This is a genomic window from Bradyrhizobium sp. Pha-3 (assembly GCF_042258615.1).
In the GTDB taxonomy this organism is placed as follows: Bacteria; Pseudomonadota; Alphaproteobacteria; order Rhizobiales; family Xanthobacteraceae; genus Bradyrhizobium.
The window spans coordinates 2,881,801-2,905,023 of record NZ_CP170152.1; the positions used below are offsets into that span (position 1 = coordinate 2,881,801).

22 protein-coding genes are annotated in these 23,223 nt (G+C 64.3%); 14 read left to right on the forward strand and 8 right to left on the reverse strand.

Annotated elements, in window-relative coordinates; translation table 11 throughout:
* Positions 1 to 34: 34 nt before the first annotated feature.
* The 3 genes from ACE10Z_RS13495 to ACE10Z_RS13505 all read right to left on the reverse strand — a co-directional run bounded on the left by ACE10Z_RS13495 (position 35) and on the right by ACE10Z_RS13505 (position 2,757).
* Positions 35 to 1,588, reverse strand: a complete 1,554-nt coding sequence (locus ACE10Z_RS13495) for an ABC transporter permease/substrate-binding protein (RefSeq protein WP_375788345.1) — start codon at positions 1,586 to 1,588, stop codon at positions 35 to 37.
* Positions 1,585 to 2,373 carry an ATP-binding cassette domain-containing protein gene (locus tag ACE10Z_RS13500; protein ID WP_375788346.1) on the reverse strand — a complete coding sequence of 263 codons (789 nt, stop codon included), beginning with the start codon at positions 2,371 to 2,373 and terminating at the stop codon, positions 1,585 to 1,587. The genes ACE10Z_RS13495 and ACE10Z_RS13500 overlap by 4 nt, the downstream gene beginning before the upstream one ends.
* A 168-nt stretch (positions 2,374 to 2,541) precedes the next feature.
* Positions 2,542 to 2,757, reverse strand: a complete 216-nt coding sequence (locus tag ACE10Z_RS13505) for a hypothetical protein (RefSeq protein WP_074131807.1) — start codon at positions 2,755 to 2,757, stop codon at positions 2,542 to 2,544.
* A 228-nt stretch (positions 2,758 to 2,985) separates the two neighbouring features.
* On the opposite strand from ACE10Z_RS13505, the gene ACE10Z_RS13510 reads away from it, so the two are divergent.
* From ACE10Z_RS13510 to ACE10Z_RS13530, 5 genes are all read left to right on the forward strand, one after another.
* Entirely contained in the window at positions 2,986 to 3,822 is an 837-nt protein-coding gene (locus ACE10Z_RS13510) for a metal-dependent phosphohydrolase (RefSeq protein WP_092115836.1), read from the forward strand.
* A 123-nt stretch (positions 3,823 to 3,945) separates the two neighbouring features.
* Positions 3,946 to 4,656, forward strand: coding sequence for a hypothetical protein (locus ACE10Z_RS13515; RefSeq protein WP_375788347.1), 711 nt, complete (start codon positions 3,946 to 3,948; stop codon positions 4,654 to 4,656).
* A gap of 41 nt (positions 4,657 to 4,697) precedes the next feature.
* A complete protein-coding gene (locus ACE10Z_RS13520) occupies positions 4,698 to 4,970 on the forward strand; it encodes a DUF3551 domain-containing protein (RefSeq protein WP_375788348.1) in 273 nt (90 codons plus the stop codon).
* 69 nt (positions 4,971 to 5,039) lie between these two features.
* Positions 5,040 to 5,309: a DUF3551 domain-containing protein gene (locus tag ACE10Z_RS13525; RefSeq protein WP_097674497.1), complete on the forward strand. Its 270-nt coding sequence runs from the start codon at positions 5,040 to 5,042 to the stop codon at positions 5,307 to 5,309.
* A 294-nt stretch (positions 5,310 to 5,603) separates the two neighbouring features.
* Complete coding sequence (locus tag ACE10Z_RS13530; protein ID WP_375788349.1) at positions 5,604 to 9,698, forward strand: C2 family cysteine protease; 4,095 nt, start codon at positions 5,604 to 5,606, stop codon at positions 9,696 to 9,698.
* A 33-nt stretch (positions 9,699 to 9,731) separates the two neighbouring features.
* Here the strand turns inward: ACE10Z_RS13530 and ACE10Z_RS13535 are convergent, their stop codons facing one another.
* On the reverse strand, positions 9,732 to 10,655 hold the full coding sequence (locus ACE10Z_RS13535; protein WP_375788350.1) for a ketopantoate reductase family protein: 924 nt from the start codon (positions 10,653 to 10,655) through the stop codon (positions 9,732 to 9,734).
* Positions 10,656 to 10,867: 212 nt separating this feature from the next.
* Between ACE10Z_RS13535 and ACE10Z_RS13540 the strand changes: the two genes are divergently transcribed.
* A complete protein-coding gene (locus tag ACE10Z_RS13540) occupies positions 10,868 to 11,683 on the forward strand; it encodes an ABC transporter ATP-binding protein (RefSeq protein ID WP_375789823.1) in 816 nt (271 codons plus the stop codon).
* The gene (locus ACE10Z_RS13545) at positions 11,683 to 12,468 is read left to right on the forward strand and encodes an ABC transporter permease (RefSeq protein ID WP_375788351.1); all 786 of its coding nucleotides are present in this window, start codon (positions 11,683 to 11,685) and stop codon (positions 12,466 to 12,468) included. Before ACE10Z_RS13540 ends, ACE10Z_RS13545 begins: the two co-directional genes overlap by 1 nt.
* 231 nt (positions 12,469 to 12,699) lie before the next feature.
* On the opposite strand, the gene ACE10Z_RS13550 is transcribed toward ACE10Z_RS13545, so the two are convergent.
* Positions 12,700 to 13,542 (reverse strand): helix-turn-helix transcriptional regulator, encoded by an 843-nt coding sequence (locus ACE10Z_RS13550; RefSeq protein ID WP_375788352.1) that lies wholly within the window; start codon positions 13,540 to 13,542, stop codon positions 12,700 to 12,702.
* 92 nt (positions 13,543 to 13,634) lie between these two features.
* On the opposite strand from ACE10Z_RS13550, the gene ACE10Z_RS13555 reads away from it, so the two are divergent.
* The gene (locus tag ACE10Z_RS13555) at positions 13,635 to 14,525 is read left to right on the forward strand and encodes an SDR family oxidoreductase (protein WP_375788353.1); all 891 of its coding nucleotides are present in this window, start codon (positions 13,635 to 13,637) and stop codon (positions 14,523 to 14,525) included.
* A 19-nt stretch (positions 14,526 to 14,544) separates the two neighbouring features.
* Complete coding sequence (locus ACE10Z_RS13560) at positions 14,545 to 15,270, forward strand: SDR family oxidoreductase (RefSeq protein ID WP_375788354.1); 726 nt, start codon at positions 14,545 to 14,547, stop codon at positions 15,268 to 15,270.
* 3 nt (positions 15,271 to 15,273) lie between these two features.
* Here ACE10Z_RS13560 and ACE10Z_RS13565 read toward each other — a convergent pair whose 3' ends face one another.
* Together ACE10Z_RS13565 and ACE10Z_RS13570 are read right to left on the reverse strand one after the other, a co-directional pair.
* Positions 15,274 to 16,599 (reverse strand): 4Fe-4S binding protein, encoded by a 1,326-nt coding sequence (locus ACE10Z_RS13565; protein ID WP_375788355.1) that lies wholly within the window; start codon positions 16,597 to 16,599, stop codon positions 15,274 to 15,276.
* A 482-nt stretch (positions 16,600 to 17,081) separates the two neighbouring features.
* A complete protein-coding gene (locus ACE10Z_RS13570) occupies positions 17,082 to 17,531 on the reverse strand; it encodes a cupin domain-containing protein (protein WP_375788356.1) in 450 nt (149 codons plus the stop codon).
* A gap of 167 nt (positions 17,532 to 17,698) precedes the next feature.
* On the opposite strand from ACE10Z_RS13570, the gene ACE10Z_RS13575 reads away from it, so the two are divergent.
* Positions 17,699 to 18,724: an ABC transporter substrate-binding protein gene (locus ACE10Z_RS13575; RefSeq protein ID WP_375788357.1), complete on the forward strand. Its 1,026-nt coding sequence runs from the start codon at positions 17,699 to 17,701 to the stop codon at positions 18,722 to 18,724.
* Positions 18,725 to 18,766: 42 nt separating this feature from the next.
* Positions 18,767 to 19,468, forward strand: a complete 702-nt coding sequence (locus tag ACE10Z_RS13580; RefSeq protein ID WP_375788358.1) for an NUDIX hydrolase — start codon at positions 18,767 to 18,769, stop codon at positions 19,466 to 19,468.
* Between the two features lie 77 nt (positions 19,469 to 19,545).
* On the opposite strand, the gene ACE10Z_RS13585 is transcribed toward ACE10Z_RS13580, so the two are convergent.
* Complete coding sequence (locus ACE10Z_RS13585) at positions 19,546 to 19,977, reverse strand: RidA family protein (protein ID WP_375788359.1); 432 nt, start codon at positions 19,975 to 19,977, stop codon at positions 19,546 to 19,548.
* Between the two features lie 365 nt (positions 19,978 to 20,342).
* On the opposite strand from ACE10Z_RS13585, the gene ACE10Z_RS13590 reads away from it, so the two are divergent.
* From ACE10Z_RS13590 to ACE10Z_RS13600, 3 genes are read left to right on the forward strand one after another with little or no spacing between them, the layout of a single operon-like run.
* Positions 20,343 to 21,653 carry an ABC transporter substrate-binding protein gene (locus ACE10Z_RS13590; protein WP_375788360.1) on the forward strand — a complete coding sequence of 437 codons (1,311 nt, stop codon included), beginning with the start codon at positions 20,343 to 20,345 and terminating at the stop codon, positions 21,651 to 21,653.
* Between the two features lie 21 nt (positions 21,654 to 21,674).
* Positions 21,675 to 22,448 (forward strand): ABC transporter ATP-binding protein, encoded by a 774-nt coding sequence (locus ACE10Z_RS13595; RefSeq protein WP_375788361.1) that lies wholly within the window; start codon positions 21,675 to 21,677, stop codon positions 22,446 to 22,448.
* A gap of 5 nt (positions 22,449 to 22,453) precedes the next feature.
* Positions 22,454 to 23,158: an ABC transporter ATP-binding protein gene (locus ACE10Z_RS13600; protein WP_375788362.1), complete on the forward strand. Its 705-nt coding sequence runs from the start codon at positions 22,454 to 22,456 to the stop codon at positions 23,156 to 23,158.
* Positions 23,159 to 23,223 lie beyond the last annotated feature (65 nt).

Here is a 23,223-nt window from a genome sequence, read left to right on the forward strand (position 1 = left end):
ATTGTAGGACGGGTTTCGCTTCGCTCTACCCATCCTACGGTTTTCCTCCGACCTTCTCCCACAGCCAGCGCGCTACGGCGGCGGGCGACGATGATGCGTCGTTGCCCGATGCGCGCAGGTTCGCCTCGCGTATCTCCGCGATATCGATCTTGCCGAGCAGTGGCCGCAGCGCCGCCTTGAGGACCTCGTCGTCACGCCGCTTTGGCGACAGCAGCACGATCGCGTCATAGGGCGGGATCGCGTGCCTGTCGTCCGCAAGCGCAACCAGGCCGTATTTCGCGATCAGCCCGTCGCTGGTGTAGCCAGCGATGACGTCGACCTCGCCGGAGGCGACCGCGGCATACATGAAATCCGGCTGCATCTGCCGCTGGGCGCGGAACGTCAGCCGATAGGCCTTCTGGATGCCGGCCCATTCCGGCCGCGAGAAGAATTCATAGTCGCCGGCGATCGACATCGTCGCAGCCTGCGACGCCAGGTCGGCGATCGAATGGATGCCGAGCTGATCGGCGCGCTTCTTCGGCATCACCAGCGCATAGGCATTCTCGAAGCCGAGCTCGCCGAACAGCGTGATGTCCTGCTTCGCCAGCGTCGTCTTCAGTTCGCCCAGCAACTCGGCGCGGGGCCTGATGTCGGTGTGGTGGAACTGGTTCGCCCACAGTGTGCCGGAATAGTCGACATAGACATCAATATCGCCGGCCGCGAGCGCATCGAAGATCACGTTGGAGCCGAGGCCGGCGCGGGTCGTCGTCGGCAGTCCGGCCGCTTGCAGCCGCTGCGCGATCAGCGCCGACAGCACATATTGCTCGGTGAACGTCTTGGCGCCGACGACGTAGCGCGCCTGCGGCCGCGCGATCGCGGGCACCAGCGTTGCCGCGATCAGGGCGGCAATGCCGAGCCCGCCGAGTGCGGTCCGGGCGCGGCTGCGATTGCGCAGGCCATTCTCGATCAGCGCCAGCAATTGGTCGACGACAAGCGCGAGCACGGCGGCGGCGAAGCAGCCGAACAGCACGAACACCCAGTTCTGGGTCTGCAGCCCCGCGAAGATGTAGTTGCCGAGGCTGGTCTGGCCGATCGGCGTCGACAGCGTCGCGGTGCCGATCACCCACACCGCGGCGGTGCGGATACCCGCCATCATCACCGGTAGCGCCAGCGGCAACTCGACCGTGGTGAGCGATTGCCGCGGCGTCATGCCCACGCCCTGGGCGGCCTCCAGCACCGCCGGATCGACACCCGACAGGCCTGTGATGGTGTTGCGCAACACCGGCAGCATCGAATAGAGCGCGAGCGCCAGCACCGCCGGCAGGAAGCCGAACGCGGAGAAGCTGAAGCCGAGCCACGCCGCGGTCACAGCAGCGAGCGCCAGCAGCAATGGATAGAACAGCGCGAGCAGCGCGAGACCGGGCACCGTCTGCACGATGCTGGCAAGCCCGAGCAGCGTGCCCCGCAGCACCGGCCGGTTGCGCGCGATGATCGCAAGCGGCAGGCTGACCAGAAGCCCGAGCGCCAGCGCGGCGACGCTGACCCGGACATGATTGCCGAGATAGTCGGGCAGATGCGCAAGCGCCTCGCTCCAGCGTGGATCGCTCATGCCGTGCCGTCCCGCGGCAGCAATGCGCCCAGCCGTTCCGCCTGTCGCCGCGGCGTACGCAAGAGTTCGCCGACATAGGCGTCGGTGTTGCCCGCGAGTTCCGCCGGCGTGCCCAAAGCGAGCAGCTTGCCGCCGCGCATCACCGCGACACGATCGGCCAGCAGCAGCGCTTCGGTCATGTCGTGGGTGATCATGACCGTGGTCAGGCCGAGCTCGCGGTGCAGGGTTCGGTAATCGTCTCCGAGCGCGTCGCGGGTCAGCGGATCGAGTGCGCCGAACGGCTCGTCCATCAGCACGATGCGCGGCTTCGCAGCCAGCGCACGCGCGACGCCGACGCGTTGGTGCTGACCGCCGGAGAGTTCGTGCGGCAGACGGTCGCGATGCTGCGCGCGGTCGAGCCGCACGAGGTCGAGCAGCTCGTCGACCCGCGCTGAGATCTCGGCCTGCGGCCAGCCGAGCAGCTTTGGCGTGATGCCGACATTGCCGGCGACGGTGAGATGCGGAAACAGTCCGCCGCTCTGGAAGACATAGCCGATGCGGCGGCGCAGCAGGATCGGGTCGATGCAGCTGACGTCTTCGCCCTCGACGGCGATCCGGCCGCGGTCGGCCTCGATCAGGCGGTTGGCCAGCCTGAGCAGCGTCGTCTTGCCGGAGCCCGAGCCGCCGACAACAGCCAGGAATTCACCCTCGGCGACGTCAAGCGAGACGTCGTCGACCGCCACCACGCGACCATTGTCAAAACTCTTGCCGACATGCGCGTAGGCAATCAACGGCGTTGTGGGCATTCTCGGGCCATTCCTGGGCGACCTCACGTCTCACTATCGTGAACGACAGTGATAGCCCATAAAATGGACTTTGACTCGAGGTGCACGCGCCTGCTTCACGCGGTTTCGCAGGCTGTTCCAGTTGGGCACGCGAAGCGGGTCAGCCCCTTCGGGGGCTGTGAGCACACATCACACTTCGTTCTTGGGTACGTATTTGCCCATGATGCACTTATAGCTCTGCAAGCGCCAATCGTGATACGGCCCCTTGGCGAGCCAGTCGGCGATGCCGATTTGGGCGCTCACAGCGCAGGCGCCCATGGTGATGCCGGATTGGTCGCTGTTGGTGACGACCTTTTCCATGCAGAGCTGAGCATTGCAAAGGATGGCGACGAGCGTAACAAGCATGATGGTCTTTATCCGTAAGATTAACCCGGTCTGAACCGAATCATGCACGGTTCATGCCATTATCAGCGGCTTTGGTGTCGCAGCCGGCAAGACCGGGAAAGTACGGCGGAACGAATCGCGCGCTCGCCGGCGCGTAGCCGCACGCCCGCAGATGCGCTATAGTTGCTCCCCAACTACGACGTGAGATCGGGGCGAGTGAGGAACGTTGCGCGGTCGGGGGCTGCATCGATGATGACGTTACCTGAGTTGGCGGCAGGTGCTTTGGAGAAGTTTCTCGCCACATGGGTCAGCCGCACCTTTGGGGCTTCGCAGGCGCGATTTGGCGAACTGCTGCCCGCCGCCGCGCGCATCGCGCTGGAATGCATCGGCAACAGCGATGCGCTCTACCACAATGTCGAGCACACCATGCTGGTCACGCTGGCCGGACATGACATCATCCGCGGTCGCGCGCTGCACACCCATGTCACCGCGGAGGATTACACCCACACGATGATCGCCTGCCTGACGCACGACATCGGCTATGTGCGCGGCCTGCTGAAGGGCGACGGACCGGATGGTTATGTCATCGATGCCTCCGGCAAGAAGGTGGTGCTGCCGCGCGGCTCGTCGGATGCCGGCCTGATGCCGTATCACGTCGACCGCTCGAAGCTCTATGTGCTCGACAGGCTCGAGGCCGTCCTCCCGCTCGATCGCGAGCGCGTTGCACGCAACATCGAAGGCACGCGGTTTCCGGCACCCGAAGGCCAGCAATATGACGACGAGGCGGCGATCGTTCGGGCCGCCGATTTCATCGGGCAGCTCGGCGATCCCAACTACATCAGGAAGGCCAACGCGCTGTATCACGAGTTCGAGGAAGTCGGCATCAACCGCCAGCTCGGCTATGAATCGCCGGCCGATATCGTCGACCGCTATCCGCAATTCTACTGGAACATGGTCGCGCCGCACATCCAGGGCGCCATCAACTGCCTGAACATGACGGCAAGCGGCCGTCAATGGATCGCGAACCTCTACAGCAACGTCTTCCGCGCCGAGCGCGAGGTCACCCTGTCCGGCCCGCAAATCTGACGCACGGCACCAGCGTCGCGGCGTTTCAGCGCGGGTCGCCTGCATTCCCCGGTCGATGTCGGGCGTCCACATTTGGGCCTGCTTCATCGTTGCACAGTCCGTGGAAATCGGCGACCTTGCGCCATGGACCTCTCCATCGACCGTGTTCTCGATCGTTTCAGCATGATCTCCCGTTTCGCTCAATTGATTGCGATTGCTATCGTGTGCTGGCCTGCGCTCGCCGTTGCCGCCGGCCCGGTCTACGACGTCGACCTGTATGCGTTGATGTCCGGCACCTGCCGCAATGTCAGCGTCGCCGGCCGCAACTATACCTGCAAGGCGGTGGCCTACTTCCACACCTTGCGCGGCCGTTCCGAGTTCACCGTGGTGCTCGACGACCCCGCCGACAAGAGCCACATCGTCTCGTTCTCCGGCGAGAGCACCGAGCGCACCCAGGATAATCTGTTCGAGCTCGCGGTCGACCGCATGCTGCTGAAGTCGAGCGACCGTCCGCGTGTCGATGGGCTGCCGGTGCCGCTGGTCGAGATGTCGACAGGCTCCTGCCGTCAGATCGGAAGCTTCATCACGCGGCAGGTGTCCACCATCACCTGCGCCGCCACCGACCAGAACGGCAAGAGGTACGAGCTGAGCTTCGAGTCGGATGGCTCGCCGATGACCTTGCGCCGGCTGCGGCAATCGACTCTGCCGTCGGAACGGCAACGGGCACGCCAGATCGCACAGCTCGAATGCCGCCTCAAGGCGCGGGCCGCGCAGGTCCTGCCGCGGGACACCACGGCCTTCATGATCCGTTGTCTCGGCGAGGACGACGGCAAGCCGGCCGGCGAACAGCGATAGCCGCGCGCCCGGCGTTGCGGAGCAAGCTTGAGGAGAATTCGATGCGCTCGAAATTCACCATCATCGCCGCCATTGGCGTCGGCATCGCCGGGCCTGCCGCGGCGCAAATGTACGATCCGAATTATCCGGTCTGCATGGAAGTCTATGGCGGCAGGCTGACACCCGAGTACATCGATTGCAGCTTCACGTCGCTTCCGCAATGCCAGGCAACGGCCTCCGGACGATCGGCGACATGCTCGGTCAATCCGTTCTACAAAGGTCCAAAAAAGCCGACCAGGGAGCGGGGTCAACGACCGCGTCAGCCCGCCAATTAGCGCGCCGTCGCGTCGCTGGCGCAGTTGACTGACTCCGGCGGTTGGGAACCGAGCGAGAAGGAGACACCGATGCGCCTGAAATTGTTCGCGATCGCCGCATTTGCGGTCGCCCTGGCCGGACCTGCCGCCGGGCAGGCCTATGATCCGAATTATCCGGTGTGCATGCACGTCTTTCAGGGCAAATTCGGCGGCAGCTACATCGATTGCAGCTTTACCTCGATCCCGCAGTGCCAGGCGTCGGCCTCGGGCCGGGGTGCGATGTGCTCGGAGAATCCCTTCTTCGCACCGCCGCCGCCTCCGAAGCGCCGGGCACACCGCGGACGGCATCGTGCCCACTGATGCGGGAACACCCGGCAGCTCGAACGCCTGCCGTGGCGGGTCGGGGGAGCTGACCCTGCCGCTATCTCCGATGGTCGGCGCCGTATCAGGCAGACATTAACGAATCTTCACGATAGTGCGGGTTCCCTGACGGCCGCGGTCGGCAAGATCGACACAGGTCCCGAATTCGTTCACAACTATGGCGATAGTTACGCAATCTATTGCTGGATTCGTCGCGACGGGACGCGCGCAACCTCGCCAGGACAGGCCTGGCCGACAGCAATCGTATCGCGTCAAGATTTGCGAAGGAAATCCATGACGGCAAGCTGGGTCAATTCCCTGGTCGACAGTGGCGTCAAGTCCGACATGCTCAACTTTGCTACGGACGGCGTCTTCACCGACGCTGAAGCCATCCAGTTGCTGGCGGATGTCGCCAATCGCGGGAGCGTCACCGCGAACGAGCTGAACTCGCTGCAGCTGATTGCGGCCAATCTGAACAACGGCCTCTACACATCGGACTATGTCTCCCATCTTTTCGTCCAGCTCGTCGATGGGAATCCGGCGAACGCCACCTGGACAGGGGGCGGCACCGCTCAAATCACGCTCGGCAATCTGCAGGTTGGCACGACGTCGACGCAGATGTCTGAACTGATCGGAAAGTGGTTTCAGGGGACCGATCTTCCGGATCCGACTTTGCCGCCCGATGCAGGCGGGAGCGGCTGGACATTACAGGGCTACAGCGCGGTTGTCGGGCCGTTGTATTCTTCGGCGGGCGCGGCCACCATCAACGACATCTGTCAGGGAGCAGACGGCGATTGCGAGTTGATGTCGGGATTGATCGACGTCGTCGTCTTTCATCCTCAGGTCATGAGTTCCATGATCGTGGACAATGGAAACGGCACCTATGGCGTGCGCTTCTATGTCAATGGTCAGGAGACATGGGAAACCGTCAATGACGAGTTTCCGGTCGTCAGTGGCACCGAACTTGACTATGGCCACAACTACAATGAGCAACCCACCGCGATGTGGGTTGCCTTGGTGGAAAAGGCCTACGCGCAGCTCAGCGCGACGGGGCAGATCGGGCACCCGGCCGTCAACAGCTACAACAATATCTCCGCCGATCCCCCGACGAATGTCTTCGAGAATCTGACCGACGCGACGAGCGTCAACTATTATCTGAGCAGCGCGTCCAATTGGTACAGCAACAAGTCCGTCTATATCGCGGCACTCTCCAGCCACGACGACGTCATCCTCGAGATTCCTTCAACGTCTCCGTACACGTATGACAGTGCCGGAAACATCCAGCTGGTCCCGGATCACGCGTTCGGGGTCGTCGGCTATGACAGCGCGACGGGCAATTTCGTCGTTCGTAATCCATGGGGAAATAGCTATCCCGGCCAGAACTGGGATGTGCAATTTGAAGTTTCGCTGACACAGATCGCCAGCGAGGGCGGCGACTTCGTCATCGACAATTCCGGCGCCGTCGACGTCGCGCCCACGGTGGTCGCGTCAAACATAACCGGCCGCGTGCAAACCTCGATTGCAGCGTCGTCCATGCTCTATGTGACGGGCGGTACTCTGCCCATCATCGAATATGCGCTTTGGGACTCCACGGGTAACGGGCACTTCACCGTGGGCGGGGTGGCGCAGGCGAGCGGGGTCGAGATCGACGTCGCTGCCTCACAATGGTCCAGCGTTGCCTACCAGTTCGGTCCCGCGAGCGACCAGCTGTGGGTGGAGGCGTTCAACGGCGTATTCTGGAGCACCTGGACCGAATTTACGGCAACCCCGGAAGGGCCCGTGGTGACGGCCGCAAACGTGACGGCAACGCACGGCCAGAGCTTTGCCGTGTCCTCGCTGTTCAGCTATTACGACCCGTTCGGCCTCGCGGCCACCGAATACGATGTCTGGGATAGCGGCACAGGTGGCGGCCACTTCGTTCTGAACGGGGTGGCACTTGCCGCCAATCAGGGCAACTACATCACGGCCGCGCAGCTGTCGTCATTGACTTATCAATCCGGCTCCGGCGCGGACACGCTCTGGATCCGGGCCAATGACAGCACGGTGTGGGGCCAGTGGTCGAACGCCTTCACCGTCACCGCGCCGGTCGACAGCGGTCCCGTCGAGGCGGTATCGAGCATTGTCGCGGCGCATGGCCAGAGCTATGCGGCCTCGTCCTTGTTCACCTACAGCGATCCGTTCAACAGTCCTGCAACGCAATATGACGTCTGGGACGCGGGAACGGGTGGCGGCCACTTCGTTCTGAACGGGGTGGCGCTCCCCGCCAACCAGGACAACTACATCACGTCCGCCCAGCTGGCCTCGTTGAGCTATCAATCCGGCTCCGGCATCGACACGCTCTGGATCCGCGCCAATGACGGCACGGTGTGGGGCCAGTGGTCGAACGCCTTCACCGTCACCGCGCCGGTCGACAGCGGTCCCGTCGAGGCGGTATCGAGCATCGTCGCGGCTCATGGCCAGAGCTATGCGGCCTCGTCCTTGTTCACCTACAGCGATCCGTTCAACAGTCCTGCAACGCAATATGACGTCTGGGATAGCGGTACCGTCGGCGGGAGCTTCATTCTGAACGGCGTGGCACTGCCAGCCAATCAGCACAACTACATCACGGCCGCCCAACTGGCGTCGCTGAGCTATCAATCGGGCTCCGGTATCGACACGCTCTGGATCCGCGCCAATGACGGCACGGTGTGGGGGGCGTGGTCGAACGCCTTCACCGTCACTGCTCCCCTTGACAGTGGACCCGTCGAGACGGTGTCGAACATCGTTGCTGCCCACGGTCAAAGCTATGCGGCTTCGTCGCTGTTTACCTACAGCGATCCGTTCAACAGCGCCGCGACCCAATATGACGTCTGGGATAGCGGTACCGTCGGCGGGAGCTTCGTTCTGAACGGCGTGGCACTGCCAGCCAATCAGCACAACTACATCACGGCCGCCCAACTGGCGTCGCTGAGCTATCAATCGGGCTCCGGTATCGACACGTTCTGGATCCGCGCCAATGACGGCACGGTGTGGGGGGCGTGGTCGAGCGCCTTCACCGTCACTGCTCCCCTTGACAGTGGACCCGTCGAGACGGTGTCGAACATCGTTGCTGCCCACGGTCAAAGCTATGCAGCCTCGTCGCTGTTCACCTACAGCGACCCGTTTGGCAGCGCTGCGACCCAATATGACGTCTGGGATACCGGCACCGTCGGCGGGAGCTTCGTTCTGAACGGCGTGGCGCTGCCGGCCAATCAGGACAACTACATCACGGCCGCCCAGCTGGCGTCGCTGAGCTATCAATCGGGCTCCGGTATCGACAAGCTTTGGATCCGCGCCAATGACGGCACGGTGTGGGGGACGTGGTCGAACGCCTTCACCGTCAATGCTCCCCTTGACAGCGGACCCGTCGAGACGGTGTCGAACATCGTTGCTGCCCACGGTCAGAGCTATGCAGCCTCGTCGCTGTTTACCTACAGCGACCCGTTTGGCAGCGCTGCGACCCAATATGACGTCTGGGATACGGGCACAGGCGGCGGGCACTTTGTCTTGAGCGGGGTGACGCTCGCACCCAACCAGGACAATTACGTCACGGCAGCCCAGCTTGCGTCGCTGAGCTATCAATCCGGCTCGGGCGCGGACACGCTGTGGGTCCGCGCGAACGACGGCACCGTCTGGGGATCATGGTCGAGTGCCTTCACCGTGACTGCGCCGCTCGACAGCGGTCCGGTGGTGACACCGACCAATTCGAGCACGCTGTCCGTTCAAGGCCAGACGTTCTCGGTCTCCTCGCTCTTCACCTATTCGGATCCGTTCGGCAGTTCCGCAACATCGTATGACGTCTGGAATAGCGGAGGCGGCAACGGCTACTTCATGCTGAACAATGTTGCGCTCGGAGCAAATCAGGACAACGTCGTCGCGGCCTCGCAGCTCTCCCAGCTCGCGTATCACGTCGGGTCGGCCACCGACACGCTCTGGATCAAAGCCAATGACGGAACCGTCTGGGGCGCCTGGTCCAGCGCCTTCACGATCAGCGATCCCTCGGTCATTCCAGCCGGACAGACCCTCGAGCTTGCGTCGGCGAGCTCGGCGCAAATCTCCTTTGCAGCAAGCTCCGGGACATTGAAGCTCGATGATCCCACAGGCTTCTCCGGCACCGTCGCCGGCATGACGGGGGCCGATGCGATCGATTTCGCCAATATTGATTTTGCGGCTGGGCAAACCGTGGGCTTTGCCGGCAACATCGCGGGCGGATCGCTCTCCGTCTCGGACGGCGTCCACGCCGCCAGCATCGCCTTGCTCGGAAACTACATGGCATCCACCTTCATCGCCGCGAGCGATGGACATGGCGGCACGAGCATCACGGTGCATCCCGATCAGGTCGCCACGCTTGCTCCACCGCAACATGCCTGAGCGGCGCGGCTGCTCCGGCGCGCGGCCGCCTGCCTACGACGGCGTGCCCATCGCATAGGGCTTCAGCACGGCATAGAGGAAGTCGTGCGTCGGGGTCGGCACGCCGAGCTTGCGCCCGAGCTCGACCACCTTGCCGCTCAGCCAGGGCAGTTCGAGCCGGTTGCCGCGCTCGAGATCGAGCGCCATCGACGCTTTCATTGCGGGCGGCGCATGGCCGATGAAGTCGAGCACCTTCGCAAGCGGGTCCGGCGGCAGCTTGATGCCGCTGGCATGGGCGATGGCGATGATCTCCTCGCAGGCCGACACGAAGAGCGGGCGCAGGTCGGGATCGTCGCGCAGCCTGCCGATCGGCTGGCGCGTGACCGCGGTCATGCCGGCATTGGTGGCCAGCCCGACGAACTTCATCCACAGCTCGGTGTTGATCTGCTCGCTCAGCGTGGCATCGAAGCCGGCCTTCAGGCAGAGCTCGAGCAGCGCCTTGCCGCGCGGCGTGATGCGGCCGTCGAGCTCGCCGAAGATCATGCGCATGAAGGTGCCGACCTGGTTGATCACGCCGGGCTTGATAATCGAGGCGGAAATCTGCGCCACGCCGCCCATCACGGCGTTGTGCCCGAGGATCGGGATCAGCCGGTCCGGCGCATCAATGCCGTTCTGCAGCGGGATCACGGCGGTGTCGGGACCAACCATCGGCTTGATGTGCACCCCGGCGCTCTCGACGTCCCACAGCTTGACGCAGAACAGCACGATATCGACCGGGCCGACGCTTGCGGGGTCGTCGGTCGCCTGGGTCGGGACGAGGTGAGTTTCCCCGCGGCCGCCCTGAACTTTCAGACCTTCGCTGCGCATGGCGGCGAGGTGCGCGCCGCGCGCGATGAAGGTGACGTCGGCGCCGGCATGCGCCAGCGCTGCACCAAAACCGCCCCCGACGCCTCCGGCGCCGACCACTGCGATCCGCATCATTGTCTCCTTGTCCAAAGCTTTGGCCCGCAGCCTCGACGAAGTCGGCGCGCTACGCAACCCCGGTTACGCAGTGCGTAACCCGGTTGCGCCGTGCGCAACCCGGCTTGTCTGAAAACTGCGTGACTGCAGCATGCGCCTTCTTCCTGCGTTGAACTTGCCCGAGCGAACCGCTAAGCCATTTGCCTGACGTTCGGGAGGAATGCGTGGCGATGACGGAGCCGACGGCGGTCGCGCTTGACGGTGCGACGGTGGCGTTTCGGTTGGCGGATGGACGCGTCTATACCGCGGTCGAGCAGGCCAATCTTTTGGTTGATCACGGCGAGTTCGTCGCCATTGTCGGCCCCACCGGATGTGGAAAGTCGACGCTGCTCAACGTCACCGCGGGGCTGCTGAAACCGGCCGCCGGGTCGGCGCGGATTTTCGACAAGCCGCTCAGTGGGCTCAACCGCGACGCCGGCTATCTCTTTCAGGCCGATGCGCTGTTCCCGTGGAAGACGGCGATCGACAATGTGGCGATCGGGCTCGAGATCCGAGGTACGCCGCGCGCCGATGCGCTCGCGCGCGCGCAGCAATGGCTGACCTCGGTCGGGCTCGGCGCCTTCGCCGGCCGCTATCCGCACATGCTGTCGGGCGGTCAGCGCAAGCGCGTTGCGCTCGCGCAGGTCCTGATCCGCGATCCGAAGATCCTGCTGATGGACGAGCCGTTCGGCCCGCTCGACGCCCAGACCCGGCAGATCATGGGCAACCTGCTGCTGGAATTGTGGACCGCCGACCGCAAGGCGGTGTTGTTCGTCACCCACGACCTCGAGGAGGCGATCGCGCTCGCCGACCGCGTCGTGATCATGTCGGCAGGTCCTTCTGCGCGCATCATCGGCGACTGGCGCATCACGCTGCCGCGGCCGCGCGATATCGCTGAAGTCCGGATGGAGAAGGATTTCCACGCCCTGCACCGCGAGATCTGGGGCGTGCTGAAAGACGAGGTGATGAAGGGCTATGTGCAGTCGACGCAGGCGGGAGCCGCCTGATGTCGCGTGTCACGTTGCTGTCCCTGCAGGTCCTGGTCGCGGTCGTTACGCTGGCGCTCTGGCAGTTCTTCTCAACCGTGCCCGTTTTCGGCAAGGTGCTGCTGCCGCCGTTCTTTTTTTCCAATCCGGTCGACGTCTTCAGCCAAATTGTAAAATGGTTCTCGACCGGGGTGATTTGGAAGCATCTTGCGATCACCTTGTGGGAATCGATCCTGGCCTTCGTGATCGGCTCGGCCGGCGGCATCCTGGTCGGCTTCTGGTTCGCGCGGCAGCCGCGCGTCGCCGCGGTGTTCGATCCCTATGTGAAGATGGTCAACGCACTGCCCCGCGTCGTGCTGGCGCCGATCTTCGCGTTGTGGTTCGGGCTCGGCGTCTCGTCCAAGGTCGCGCTCGGCGTGACCCTGGTGTTCTTCATCGTGTTCTTCAACGTCTACCAGGGCGTCAAGGAAGTGCCGACCACGGTGCTCGACAATGGCCGCATGCTCGGCATGAACGAGCGGCAGCTGATGCGCCACGTCTACTGGCCCTCGGCGCTGTCCTGGATGTTCTCCTCGCTGCACACCTCGGTCGGCTTTGCGGTGGTCGGTGCCGTGGTCGGCGAATATCTCGGCTCCGCCGCCGGTCTCGGCTACCTGATCCAGCAGGCCGAAGGGGTGTTCGACGTCGCCGGCGTGTTCGCCGGCATGTTCGTGCTGTCGGCCTTCGTCATCCTGATCGACATGGCGGTGACTGTCGTGGAGAAGCGGCTGCTGGTCTGGCGGCCGACGGCGGCGGCGCGGGACTAGAGATGATGAGATTAGGTTGAGCTGGAACGGCGTCGAAAGTTCACCTCTCCCTTGGGAGAGGTCGATTTGCGCAGCAAATCGGGTGAGGGGTTACGGTCTATCGAGAGCAAGAGCCCTCACCCGGATTGCACCGGACGATGCTTCGCATCGCCGAGAGCAATCCGACCTCTCCCCAACGGGGAGAGGTGAACCGAGACCGCGCCAAGCCGATTCAACCAAACTCATCCCGCCTTAGAGCACTGCCGGCGCGGCGTCGATCAGCGCGCGGATCTTCTCCGTCACTTCCGGATCAACAGGATTGTAGACGATCATGCTGAGGTCTGACCGGCCATCGACCGCGAACGCCGAATATTCGAACTTGAGCGGGCCGAGGATCGGGTGGCGGAGCTGCTTGACGCCCTCGCCATGGGTTCGCACGTCGTTGTCGCGCCACAGCGCCGCGAATTCCGGGCTGAGCCGGCAGAGCTCATCGACAAAGGGTTGCACCTCGGCGGCAGCCCCAGCGCGCGCCGCGTCCACCCTGAAGGCGCCGACGACGAAGCGCGCCACGCTTGCCCAGTCGTGTTGCGCAGCACGGACGCGCGGATCGAGGAACATGAAGCGCAGCACGTTGCGCTCCCGCGCCGGCAGCGATCCGTAGTCCGTCAGCATCACGGTCGCCGCCCGGTTCCAGGCGACGACGTCCCATATCGCGGTCCTGATGATGGCGGGGCGCGGCTCCAGCGCGTCGAGCACGCGCTGCAGCCGTGGCGTCACGCCCTCGCTTCTGTGGTAGCGCACCTCGGGCGTGCGGCCGAGGCCGAGCAGGAACAGATGCTCGCGCTCGACCTCGGTCAGCATCAGTGCGCGCGCGATGCGGTCGAGCACATCGGCTGACGGCGCGCCGCCGCGGCCCTGTTCGAGCCAGGTGTACCAGGTCGCCGAGATGTTGGCGCGGTGCGCCACTTCCTCGCGGCGCAGCCCCGGCGTGCGCCGCCGCTCCGGCGGAAAGCCGAACGTTGCAGGATCGAGCTTGCTGCGGCGGTCCTTCAGATAGGCGCCGAGCAGGTTCTCATGGGCGAGCGGCTCGCTCATCCTGTTAGCCATTATACCATGATAAGGTCACTACTTTACCACGATAGCGCGACGACCCAGATTTGTCTCCAGCAAAACCTGGAGACTTGCTGATGCGCGTGTTTGTCACTGGAGCCACCGGCTGGGTCGGCTCGGCCGTTACCGACGATCTGATTGCCGCCGGCCATCAGGTGCTCGGCATGACCCGTTCCGACAAGGGCGCGGAAGCGCTCGCCGCTGCCGGCGCCGAAGTTCATTACGGAACGCTGGAGGATCACGACAGCCTGAGGAGCGGCGCCGCGCAGGCGGATGCGGTGATCCACTGCGCCTTCAACCACGACTTTTCGAGGTTCGCCCAGAACTCCGAGGATGACCGGCGCGCCATCGAGGTGTTCGGCGCCGTGCTTGCAGGATCAGACCGGCAGCTGATCACCACGTCGGGCGTTGCAACCATGGCGCAGGGCCGCGTCGCCACCGAGGAGGACACGCCGCATCCGCCTTCGCCCGCTCTGCCGCGCATGACCGAAGCGGCCACGACAGCGGTGGCGGCGCGTGGCGTGCGCGCCGGCGTCGTCCGGCTTGCGCCGTCGGTGCACGGCCATGGCGATCACGGCTTCGTGCCGCGCCTCATCACCATTGCGCGCGAGAAAGGGGTCTCCGCCTATGTCGGCGAAGGGCTCAATCGCTGGCCGGGCGTGCATCGTCTCGATGCGGCCCGGCTCTATCGTCTCGCGCTCGAACGCGGCGTCGAAGGTGGCCCCTTCCATGCCATTGCCGACGAGGGCGTGCCGTTTAAGGCGATCGCCGAGGTGATCGCGCGGCGGCTCAACATTCCCCTGGTGTCGAAATCGCCGGAGGAAGCGGTCGCGCATTTCGGCTTCCTGGGCAGGTTTGCCGGTGCCGACGTGCCGGCCTCGAGCGCACGGACGCGGACGCGGCTCGACTGGCAGCCGCAACAGCCCGGGCTGATCGCGGACATCGATCATCCCGCTTATTTCGCCTAGCTGCAGCGGAGAACGGACCATGACAGACGCCAAGATGTCGCTCGACGGCAAGCGCGTGATCGCAATCGGAGGATCGTCGGGGATCGGCTTCGCGGTCGCTGCGCTCGCGCGGGAGCAGGGCGCGGAGGTGGTGATTGCCTCCAGCAAGCCGGCCAACGTCGATGCGGCGGTCGCGCGGCTGCCGGGATCTTCGGGCATGACCGTCGATCTGCGGGATGAAGCCGACGTGTCGCGCTTCTTCGACCAGGTCGGCAGCTTCGATCACCTCGCGATCACGGCGGGCGATCAGGGCCTCCCGGCGTTCGGTGCCACGCGTGACCTTGATCTCGTTGCGGCGCGCGAGGCTCTCACACTTCGTTTCTGGGGCTCGCTCGCGGCGGTCAAGCACGCCAGCCGTGCGATCGCTGCGAACGGATCGATTGCACTGACCGGCGGCCTGCTGGCACACCGCCCGCAAAAGGGGATGCCGTTTGTTACCGCAGCCGCGGGTGCGATGGAGAGCCTGGCCCGCGGCCTTGCCGTCGATCTTGCGCCGGTCCGCGTCAATGCCGTCTGCCCGGGGCTCATTCTCACCGAGCGCGTCAAGCAGATGCCGGAGGAGAGGGTGCGCGGCTACGTGGCGGGCTTGCCGCTGCCGCGCGCTGCATCGCCGAGCGAGGCCGCCGCGGCTTATGTCTATCTGATGCTGAACAGCTACGTGACCGGGCAGATTCTTGCGGTGGATGGCGGTGGTCTGTTGGTGTGATCGTCAGAGCGGAAAGCACCGCATGTAGGCCGCGAACAGCTCCTCATCGCTGTAGCTCACGAGCCCTGAGGCAATCGCGTCGGCCAGTTCGAGGTCGCGGTTCTGGGTGCGCAGCCAGGCCTGGGTATCGGCGGTGATGGTCAGGGCGGGCTCTCCAACGTGCCGCCCCGGCACCACCTGCAGGTCCTTGCCTTTGATCACGACCGTCATATCGAGCGCGCTTGCCCCGGTGAAGCGCAGATGCGTCACGAAATCCAGACCGCGCGCCCTGCCGCGCTGAAATCCGAGCGAGAGCGAGAAGACGTAGGCCTGGATGCTGCCGGTATGGCGGCCCGACGTGACATGCTGGACTTTCTTGTGCGGAAAGCGCCGCGTCACGGTGTCCTCCGCGTCGGTATCCGGGATCACATAGACGAACTCGTCCTTGTCGATCAGCGGCTGCACGACATCGGCGAAATGGGCGTCGCGATCATGCAGGAAGGGGCCGATCACGTCTTCGCCGGCCGGGCAGGCCGAGATGCAATAGGCTGCCTTGTAGCCCGGCTTGAACGACAGCGATTGCCAGATGTTCAGCGTCTCGGTGCGGGGGACGCGGGCGCGATAATCCCTGGCGTCCTTGGAATCCGCGACCTTCTCCACCCACTGCGTGAAGTTGCCGAGGAAGTCGTGATAATTGTGGGTGTGGCAGGACAGGAAATCGAAGCCGCCGTCCGGCTTGATGGCGCCGACCGGGCAGGCTGCGACGCACAGCTTGCACTCCAGGCAGGGATTGTAGTCGATCGGCTGGTCATAGGCGTCCACCTCGGATCCGAGCAGGACGGTGCCGAGCAGGACGAAGCTGCCGAATTTCGGGTGGATGATGCTGCGATGAATGCCCATCCGCCCGAGCCCGGCTTCCACCGCGATCGGCTTGTGCTGGACCATCATGATCCGGGGCAGGTCCATCTCCATCGGAAAGGCGGCGACTGAATTGCAGGCCGGGATGCCGTGCTCGTCGAGTGCGCGAACGATGGCGCGCGCGGTCTCGTTGACGTGGTCGTAGGTGCCGTGAAATTCCTCGTTGGCGACCGAGCGCGAAGGCGAGCGCACCGGCTCGCGGTTCATGTGGCAGACGATCGCAAGCAGGGAACGCGTCCGGCCGTAGACTTTACGAATGAAGTCGCGCTGCGGCGCGATGGCGGCCCGGTCGAACTCGATGATGCCGACGTCATCGGCGCCGCACTCGCGCGCGATCCGCTTGAGCAGTTCCGAAGAGACCGGGACGCCGTGAACGTGCTTGCTGCTGCGCGCGCGCACCGCCCTGACCGTGGGGTGATCGTCCAGGCTCATCGTGATGCTCTCTATAAATGACGATCATCATACTATTGAGCGAGTGGACGTGAGGCAAGTGAATTATATGTCGATCGTCATGTAATGGAACCGCTGCCGAGGTGACAGATCCGCGTATGCCTGGAGAACGCTTTGCACGCGCGCAATGATCTCAGCTCCGTCATCCTGAGAGGATGTGAGGCTATATCCTCGTCCACCGCTGTCATCGCCCGGCTTGACCGGGCGATCCAGTACGCCGCGACCTCCCGGCTCAAGCACCGCGGTCTCTGGGATACTGGATCACCCGCATGCGCGGGTGATGACACTGAGCAAGCTGAGCAATCACCCCGTCACCCTGAGGTGCGAGCGGAGCGAGCCTCGAAGGATGAATCGGCCACAGTCGGGCCGTCGACCCTTCGAGGGCCGCTGAAGAAGCGGCCACCTCAGGGTGACGGTGCTTGTATGGTTGGAGCCTTCTCGCAATGAGCCGGACGAAGCCGTCGTCAATCCAGCAGCTTCGTATCATCCGGCGCCTGCGGCGGCGTCTTGATCGCGATCGCCTTGATGGCGCGGCCGTTCGGCTTGGTGCCGCCATGCGGCGTGCCCTTCGGGATCACGATCAAATCGCCCGGCTTGACCGTCACTTCCTTGTCGCCGAGCCAGACCGTGCCGGTGCCTTCGAGCACGAACTGCATCTCGTTGGTGTTGGGGTGCATGTGCTTCGGCACGTTGCCGTCCTGGATCGAGACGGTGGCGCCGTCGGCCGAGACGAACGTCTTGGAGCGGAAGCCGACCTTGTTGGCGTCGCCGAGCTTGTCGCCCTCCATCTCGCCGGTGTGGATGACCTGCGCCGTGATGCTCTCGGCTGCGAGCGCCGGCCGCAGCAGATGGGTGACGCCACAGCCGGCGGCGAAGGCCGCGGCGATCGACAGCGCGGTTGCAATTCGATTCATGAAGACCTCCCTTGGTGTTTCCCTTGAAATATTCTTGGTGCTTCTTTGGCGTTTTCCTGTATCCGCGATGCTATGCCGTGGCCGCAGGCTTGACCAGTAACCGGAAAGTCGCCTTCTCAAGGCAGGCCTGCTCCTCTATCTTGCCGGCCAGTCGAACGGAGGACGTCATGAACAAACTGCTGGGCAAGTTTGCCGGAACGCTGCTGGCGCTGTCCCTTTCCACGGGCCTTGCCGCGGCGCAAAGCAAGATCACCATCGCGGTCGGGGGCGGAGCCTGCCTGTGCTATTTGCCCACTGTGCTGGCCAAGCAGCTTGGCGAATATGACAAGGCCGGGCTTGCGGTCGAGCTGGTCGACCTCAAGGGTGGCTCGGATGCGCTGAAAGCCGTGCTCGGCGGCAGCGCCGACGTCGTCTCCGGCTATTTCGATCACTGCGTCAACCTCGCGGCCAAGAAGCAGGAGCTGCAGGCCTTCGTGGTCTACGATCGCTATCCCGGCCTCGTGCTGGTGGTCTCGCCGAAGCACACCGGCGAGATCAACTCGATCAAGGATCTCGCCGGCAAGAAGGTCGGCGTCAGCGCGCCGGGCTCCTCGACCGACTTCTTCCTGAAATACATGCTGAAGAAGAACGGCCTCGATCCGGCCGGTACCGCCGTGATCGGCGTCGGCCTCGGCGCCACCGCGGTCGCGGCGATGGAGCAGGGCCAGATCGACGCCGCCGTGATGCTCGATCCCGCCGTCACCGTGCTGCAGGGCAGCCATTCCGATCTCAAGATCCTGAGCGACACCCGCACCCAGCACGATACGCTTGCGGTGTTCGGCGGCGAATATCCCGGTGGCGCGCTCTATTCGACCGCGGCCTGGGTCAACGGCCACGAGAAGGAGGTGCAGGCGCTGACCAATGCCATCATGGCGACGCTGGCCTGGATCCATTCGCACACCGCCGAAGACATCATGGCCAAGATGCCGGACGAGATCGTCGGAAAGGACAGGGCGCAGTATCTCGCAGCGCTGAAGAACACGATCCCGATGTATTCGGAGACCGGCAAGATGGATCCCAAGGGCGCGGAGGCGGTGCTCGCCGTGTTCAGCGAGGGTTCACCCGAAGTGGCGAAGGCCGGCATCGACGTCACCAAGACCTACACCAACAAGTTCGTCGATCAGGTCAAGAAGACGACCGGAAGCGCGAAATAATTTGCGCAGAGATCATACCGAAATGAGTTTGCGGTGAGTGACATGCAGTCTCCGCTGATTTGTCGCGTCACCGCGCTCGACCTGGCGCTGCAGCGGCGTCCCTGGCCGTTCGCGGACGAGCGGCGCGGCGAGATCGACGCGCATTTCGCCGAGCAGCAGCGGCTCAACCCGAACCTGTGGAACGGCCGCGTCCTGCTCGGGCGCGATCCGGTGTTTGCCGGCGAGCGGCTCAGCGCGAGCTATTTCGAGACCGATTTCGCAAGCTTCCTCGCCTGGCGCGACTGGGGTTTTCCGGACAAGGAGATCTTCAACGGCTTCGGCATGGGCGCGCTGCTCTCGAGCGACGGCGCCTTCGTGTGCGGGGTGATGGGCGAGCGGACGGCGAACGCCGGCCGCATCTATTTCCCCTCCGGCACGCCAGATCTCGACGACATCAGCGGCGAGAGCGTCGATATCGCCGGCAGTGTGATGCGGGAGCTCGAGGAGGAAACCGGGCTTACCGCAGCAGATTGCCGCGCGGATGCCGATTGGCACTGCATCTACACCGGCGTTGCGCTCGCAATGATGCAGATCCTGCGCGTCGACATGTCCGCTGACGCGCTGCGTGCGCGGATCGAGTCCAATCTGGCGCGCCAGAAAAATCCCGAACTCGTCGGCATCCATCTGGTCCGCAGTCGCGCCGATCTCACCGCCGCAATGCCGCGCTTCGTCACCGCGTTCATCGAGACGCAGCTGCCGGCGTAGACCACGGACTGGCGCTTCTGAAGGGGAGCGTCGTGGCTAGGACCGGCTGTCGACGGCTTCTGACTCGAAGCGGCTGGTCATTCGGCCACTTCAACGATCATCTCGACCTCCACAGCGTTGTTGAATGGAAGGCCTGCCATCCCGACAGCAGATCGCGCGTGTTTGCCCGCCGCCTCGCCGAAGACCTGCACCATCAAATCGGAGAAGCCGTTCACGACTTTCGGCTGGTCACCAAAGCCGTCGGCCGAATTGACCATCCCGAAGACCTTGACCACGCGCTTGACGCGATCGAGGCTCCCAAGTGCGACGCGTACCTTCGCCAACATGATCAGGCCGACCTGGCGGGCCGTGTCGTAGCCTTCCTGCACGGTGAGGTCCTTGCCCACCTTGCCCTTGTACTTCCAGTCGGCAGCCGGCGTGTTTCCCGCAAGGAAGAGCAGATTGCCGACCCGGACCGCATCGACGTAGTTGGCGACGGGAACAGGCACGGGCGGCAGCGTGATGTTCAACTCCTTCAGCCTGGCCTCCGCGGAGGGTGAATTCTGCGCCACGGCAGCCGACGAAGCGGCAAGCCACGCTCCCAATCCAAGCACGCACGCACCGAACCACGAGATGAGTCTCGTTCTGCAAAGCATGTGAGTCATGTGTCGCCTCCAATGACAATTACTTCGCTGGCCTCAGGATAAGTCAGAAATAACGAGGCTGCCTTCCGTAGTTCTCCGGTCTGAAAGGTCGTCCGCACCGTTCCGCCGAAACTTTGCGCAAGCCTGCGCCGTGGCGACGCAGCCATCGTGCTTGACATCATCGGCAGCTCCCTCTGTGATGGGGCGGCACGAAAACAAAAATGCAGTGCACAATCTCTGGGGAGGGATTCATGCCGGTCAGGAGGGCCGCCCGCTGGCTCGCGGGTCTGTCTGTCGCGCTTGCGGCGCTGGGCGTGGCTGGTGCCGCGCAGGCGCAGGACAAGAAGATCAAGATTGGCGTGATCTTCGATTTGACCGGGCCGCTGGCCGGCGGCGGCTCCGAGCTGCAATATACCGGCGTCAAGATCATGCTCGACCATTACGCCAAGACCGGCGTCGAGGGGTACAAGGTCGAGGCGGTCTATGCCGACGCGCAGAGCAAGCCCGACATCGCCATCAACGAGGCCGTCCGCCTGCTGGAGCAGGAGAAGGTCGATATGGTGATGGGCTTCTTCTCCTCGGCGCAATGCGTGCCGGTGGCGGCCCGGGTCGACCAGATGAAGAAGTTCATGTGGATCACGACCTGCATCTCCTCGGGCGTGTTCGACGGCAAGAACTACAGATACGTGTTCCGCCCGCAAGCCGCCGGCAACCAGTACGGCATGATGACGACCGACTTCATCGCGCAATACTCGATGTCCAAGTTCGGCAAGGAGCCGAAGGACCTCCGCGTTGCCATCATCCATGAGGACGGCGCCTATGGCGTCGACGTCGCCAAGGGCAACGAGGCCGGTGCGAAGAAAGCCGGCTTCAACGTCGTGCTCAAGGAAGGCTATTCGGCGACCGCGCCGGACCTCTCGGCGCTCGTCACCAAGCTGAAACGCGCCAAGCCCGACGTGATCTTCCACACCGGCTACAATCCGGACATTACGCTCTTGTTCCGCCAGGCGCGCGAGCAGGGGCTGAAGTTCGGCGCCATCGTCGGTCACGGCGCCGGCTACGGTGTCTACGAGAAGCTGAAGGAAGGTCTCGGCGCCGACGCCAACTATCTCTTCAACACCGACCCGATCTCGATCTGGCTCGCCAACCAGAACGGCATGGATGCCAAGCTGCCGCCGGTCATCAAGATGGTCGGTGAGGAGTTCGATCGGCTGAAGCCGGGCGTGCCGATCCGCTCCGCCCATGTCGGCATCGGCGCAGCCAACGCCTACGTGTTCCTCGACGACGTGCTGCCGCGCGCGATCAAGAAGTATGGCGGCGTCGATCCGGATGCGTTGCGCAAGGCGGCGCTCGACACCGACATTCCCGAGGGCGGCACCATGCTCGGTTACGGCGTGAAGTTCTACGGCGAGGGTGAGCAGTACGCCGGGCAGAACGCGCGCTCATTCCCGGTGGTGCTGCAATATATCGACGACAAATCCTATGTGGTGTGGCCGAAGAGCCAGATGCAGCGCGAGACCGTGCTGCCGCTGCCGGCCGGCACCACCTACAGCTACAAATAGCTCGCTCGCGAAAGGGACGCCGTGCTCGCCGTCGAAGGCCTGGTCAAGCGGTTTGGCGGCTTTCGCGCCGTCAACAACGTGTCGTTCCGCGTCGAGCAGGGCGAGATCCTCGGCCTGATCGGCCCGAACGGCTCGGGCAAGAGCACGATCTTCAACATGCTCTCGGGCACGCTGCCGCCAACCGAGGGCTCGATCCTGTTCGACGGCCGGGAGATCGCAGGTCTCGCCCCGCACCGGATCATCGTCGGCGGCATCGGCCGCACCTTCCAGATCCCGCGGCCGTTTCATCGGCTGAGCATTTTCGAGAATGTCGTGCTCGCCGGCTTCTACGGCCAGGGCCGGCACAGCCGCAGCAAGGCCGAGGAAGCGGCCGAGCGCGCGCTGGCGATGGTCGGCCTGCCGACCGATCGCCAGGCCAGCGTCGAAGGCTTGGGCGCCGCCGGGTTGAAGAAGCTTGAACTCGCCAAGGCGCTTGCCACCGGTCCGAAATTGTTGTTGGCCGATGAAAGCCTCGGCGGACTCGACGAAACCGAGATGGACCAGGCCGCCGACATGCTGCGCCGGATCCGCGACGAGCTCGGCGTCACCATCATATGGGTCGAGCACATCATGGGTGTCTTGATGCGGGTGGTCGATCGCGTGATGGTGCTGGATCACGGCGAGAAGATCGCCGAGGGCCTGCCGGCCGATGTCGCCGGCGATGCAAAAGTGATCGAGGTCTATCTCGGCACCGATGCGGACGCGAGCTTGGCTGCCGCCGTCGCCGAGCAGGCGCGCCGCCGGATCGGGGCGTAACCGGCATGCTGGAGCTCCGATCGATCGACGCGGGCTATGGCAGCTTCCAGGCGCTGTTCGACGTCAGCCTCGACGTCAAGGCGGGCGAGGCGGTCGGCGTGATCGGCCCGAACGGCGCCGGCAAGACCACCCTGATGCGCGTGATCTCCGGCCTGATCCGGCCGAGTAACGGCAAGATATCGATGGAGGGGGCCGACGTCGTCAAGACCCCGGCGCATCGCATCGTCAGCCTCGGGATTGCACATGTGCCGGAGAACCGCCGGCTGTTTCCGCGGCTCACCGTCGACGACAATCTGAAGATGGGCGCCTACATGCCCGGGGCGCGCGCGCATTACGCCGAGCGGCTCGATTTCGTGTTCGAGCTGTTCCCGCGCATGAAGGAGCGTCGCCACCAGATGGCCGGCACCATGTCGGGCGGCGAGCAGCAGATGTGCGCGATCGGCCGCGCGCTGATGTCGAACCCGAAACTGCTGCTGCTCGATGAGCCCTCGGCCGGGCTCGCGCCGGTCGTGGTGCAGCAGGTGTTCGAGCTCGTCAAGCGCATCCGCGCCAGCGGGCTGACCGTGCTGATCGTCGAGCAGAACGTGCAGCAGGTGCTGCGCGTGGTCGACCGCGCCTATCTCCTGGAAGCCGGCAGCATCCGCGCCGCCGGGTCAGCGGCGGAGCTCGCGGCCAGCGACACCATCAAGCAGGCGTATCTCGGGGTCTAGGGGATGATGATCGCAGATATCGCAGGCACGCTCATACATCGTTCCGTTATCCTGAGGAGCGCGCA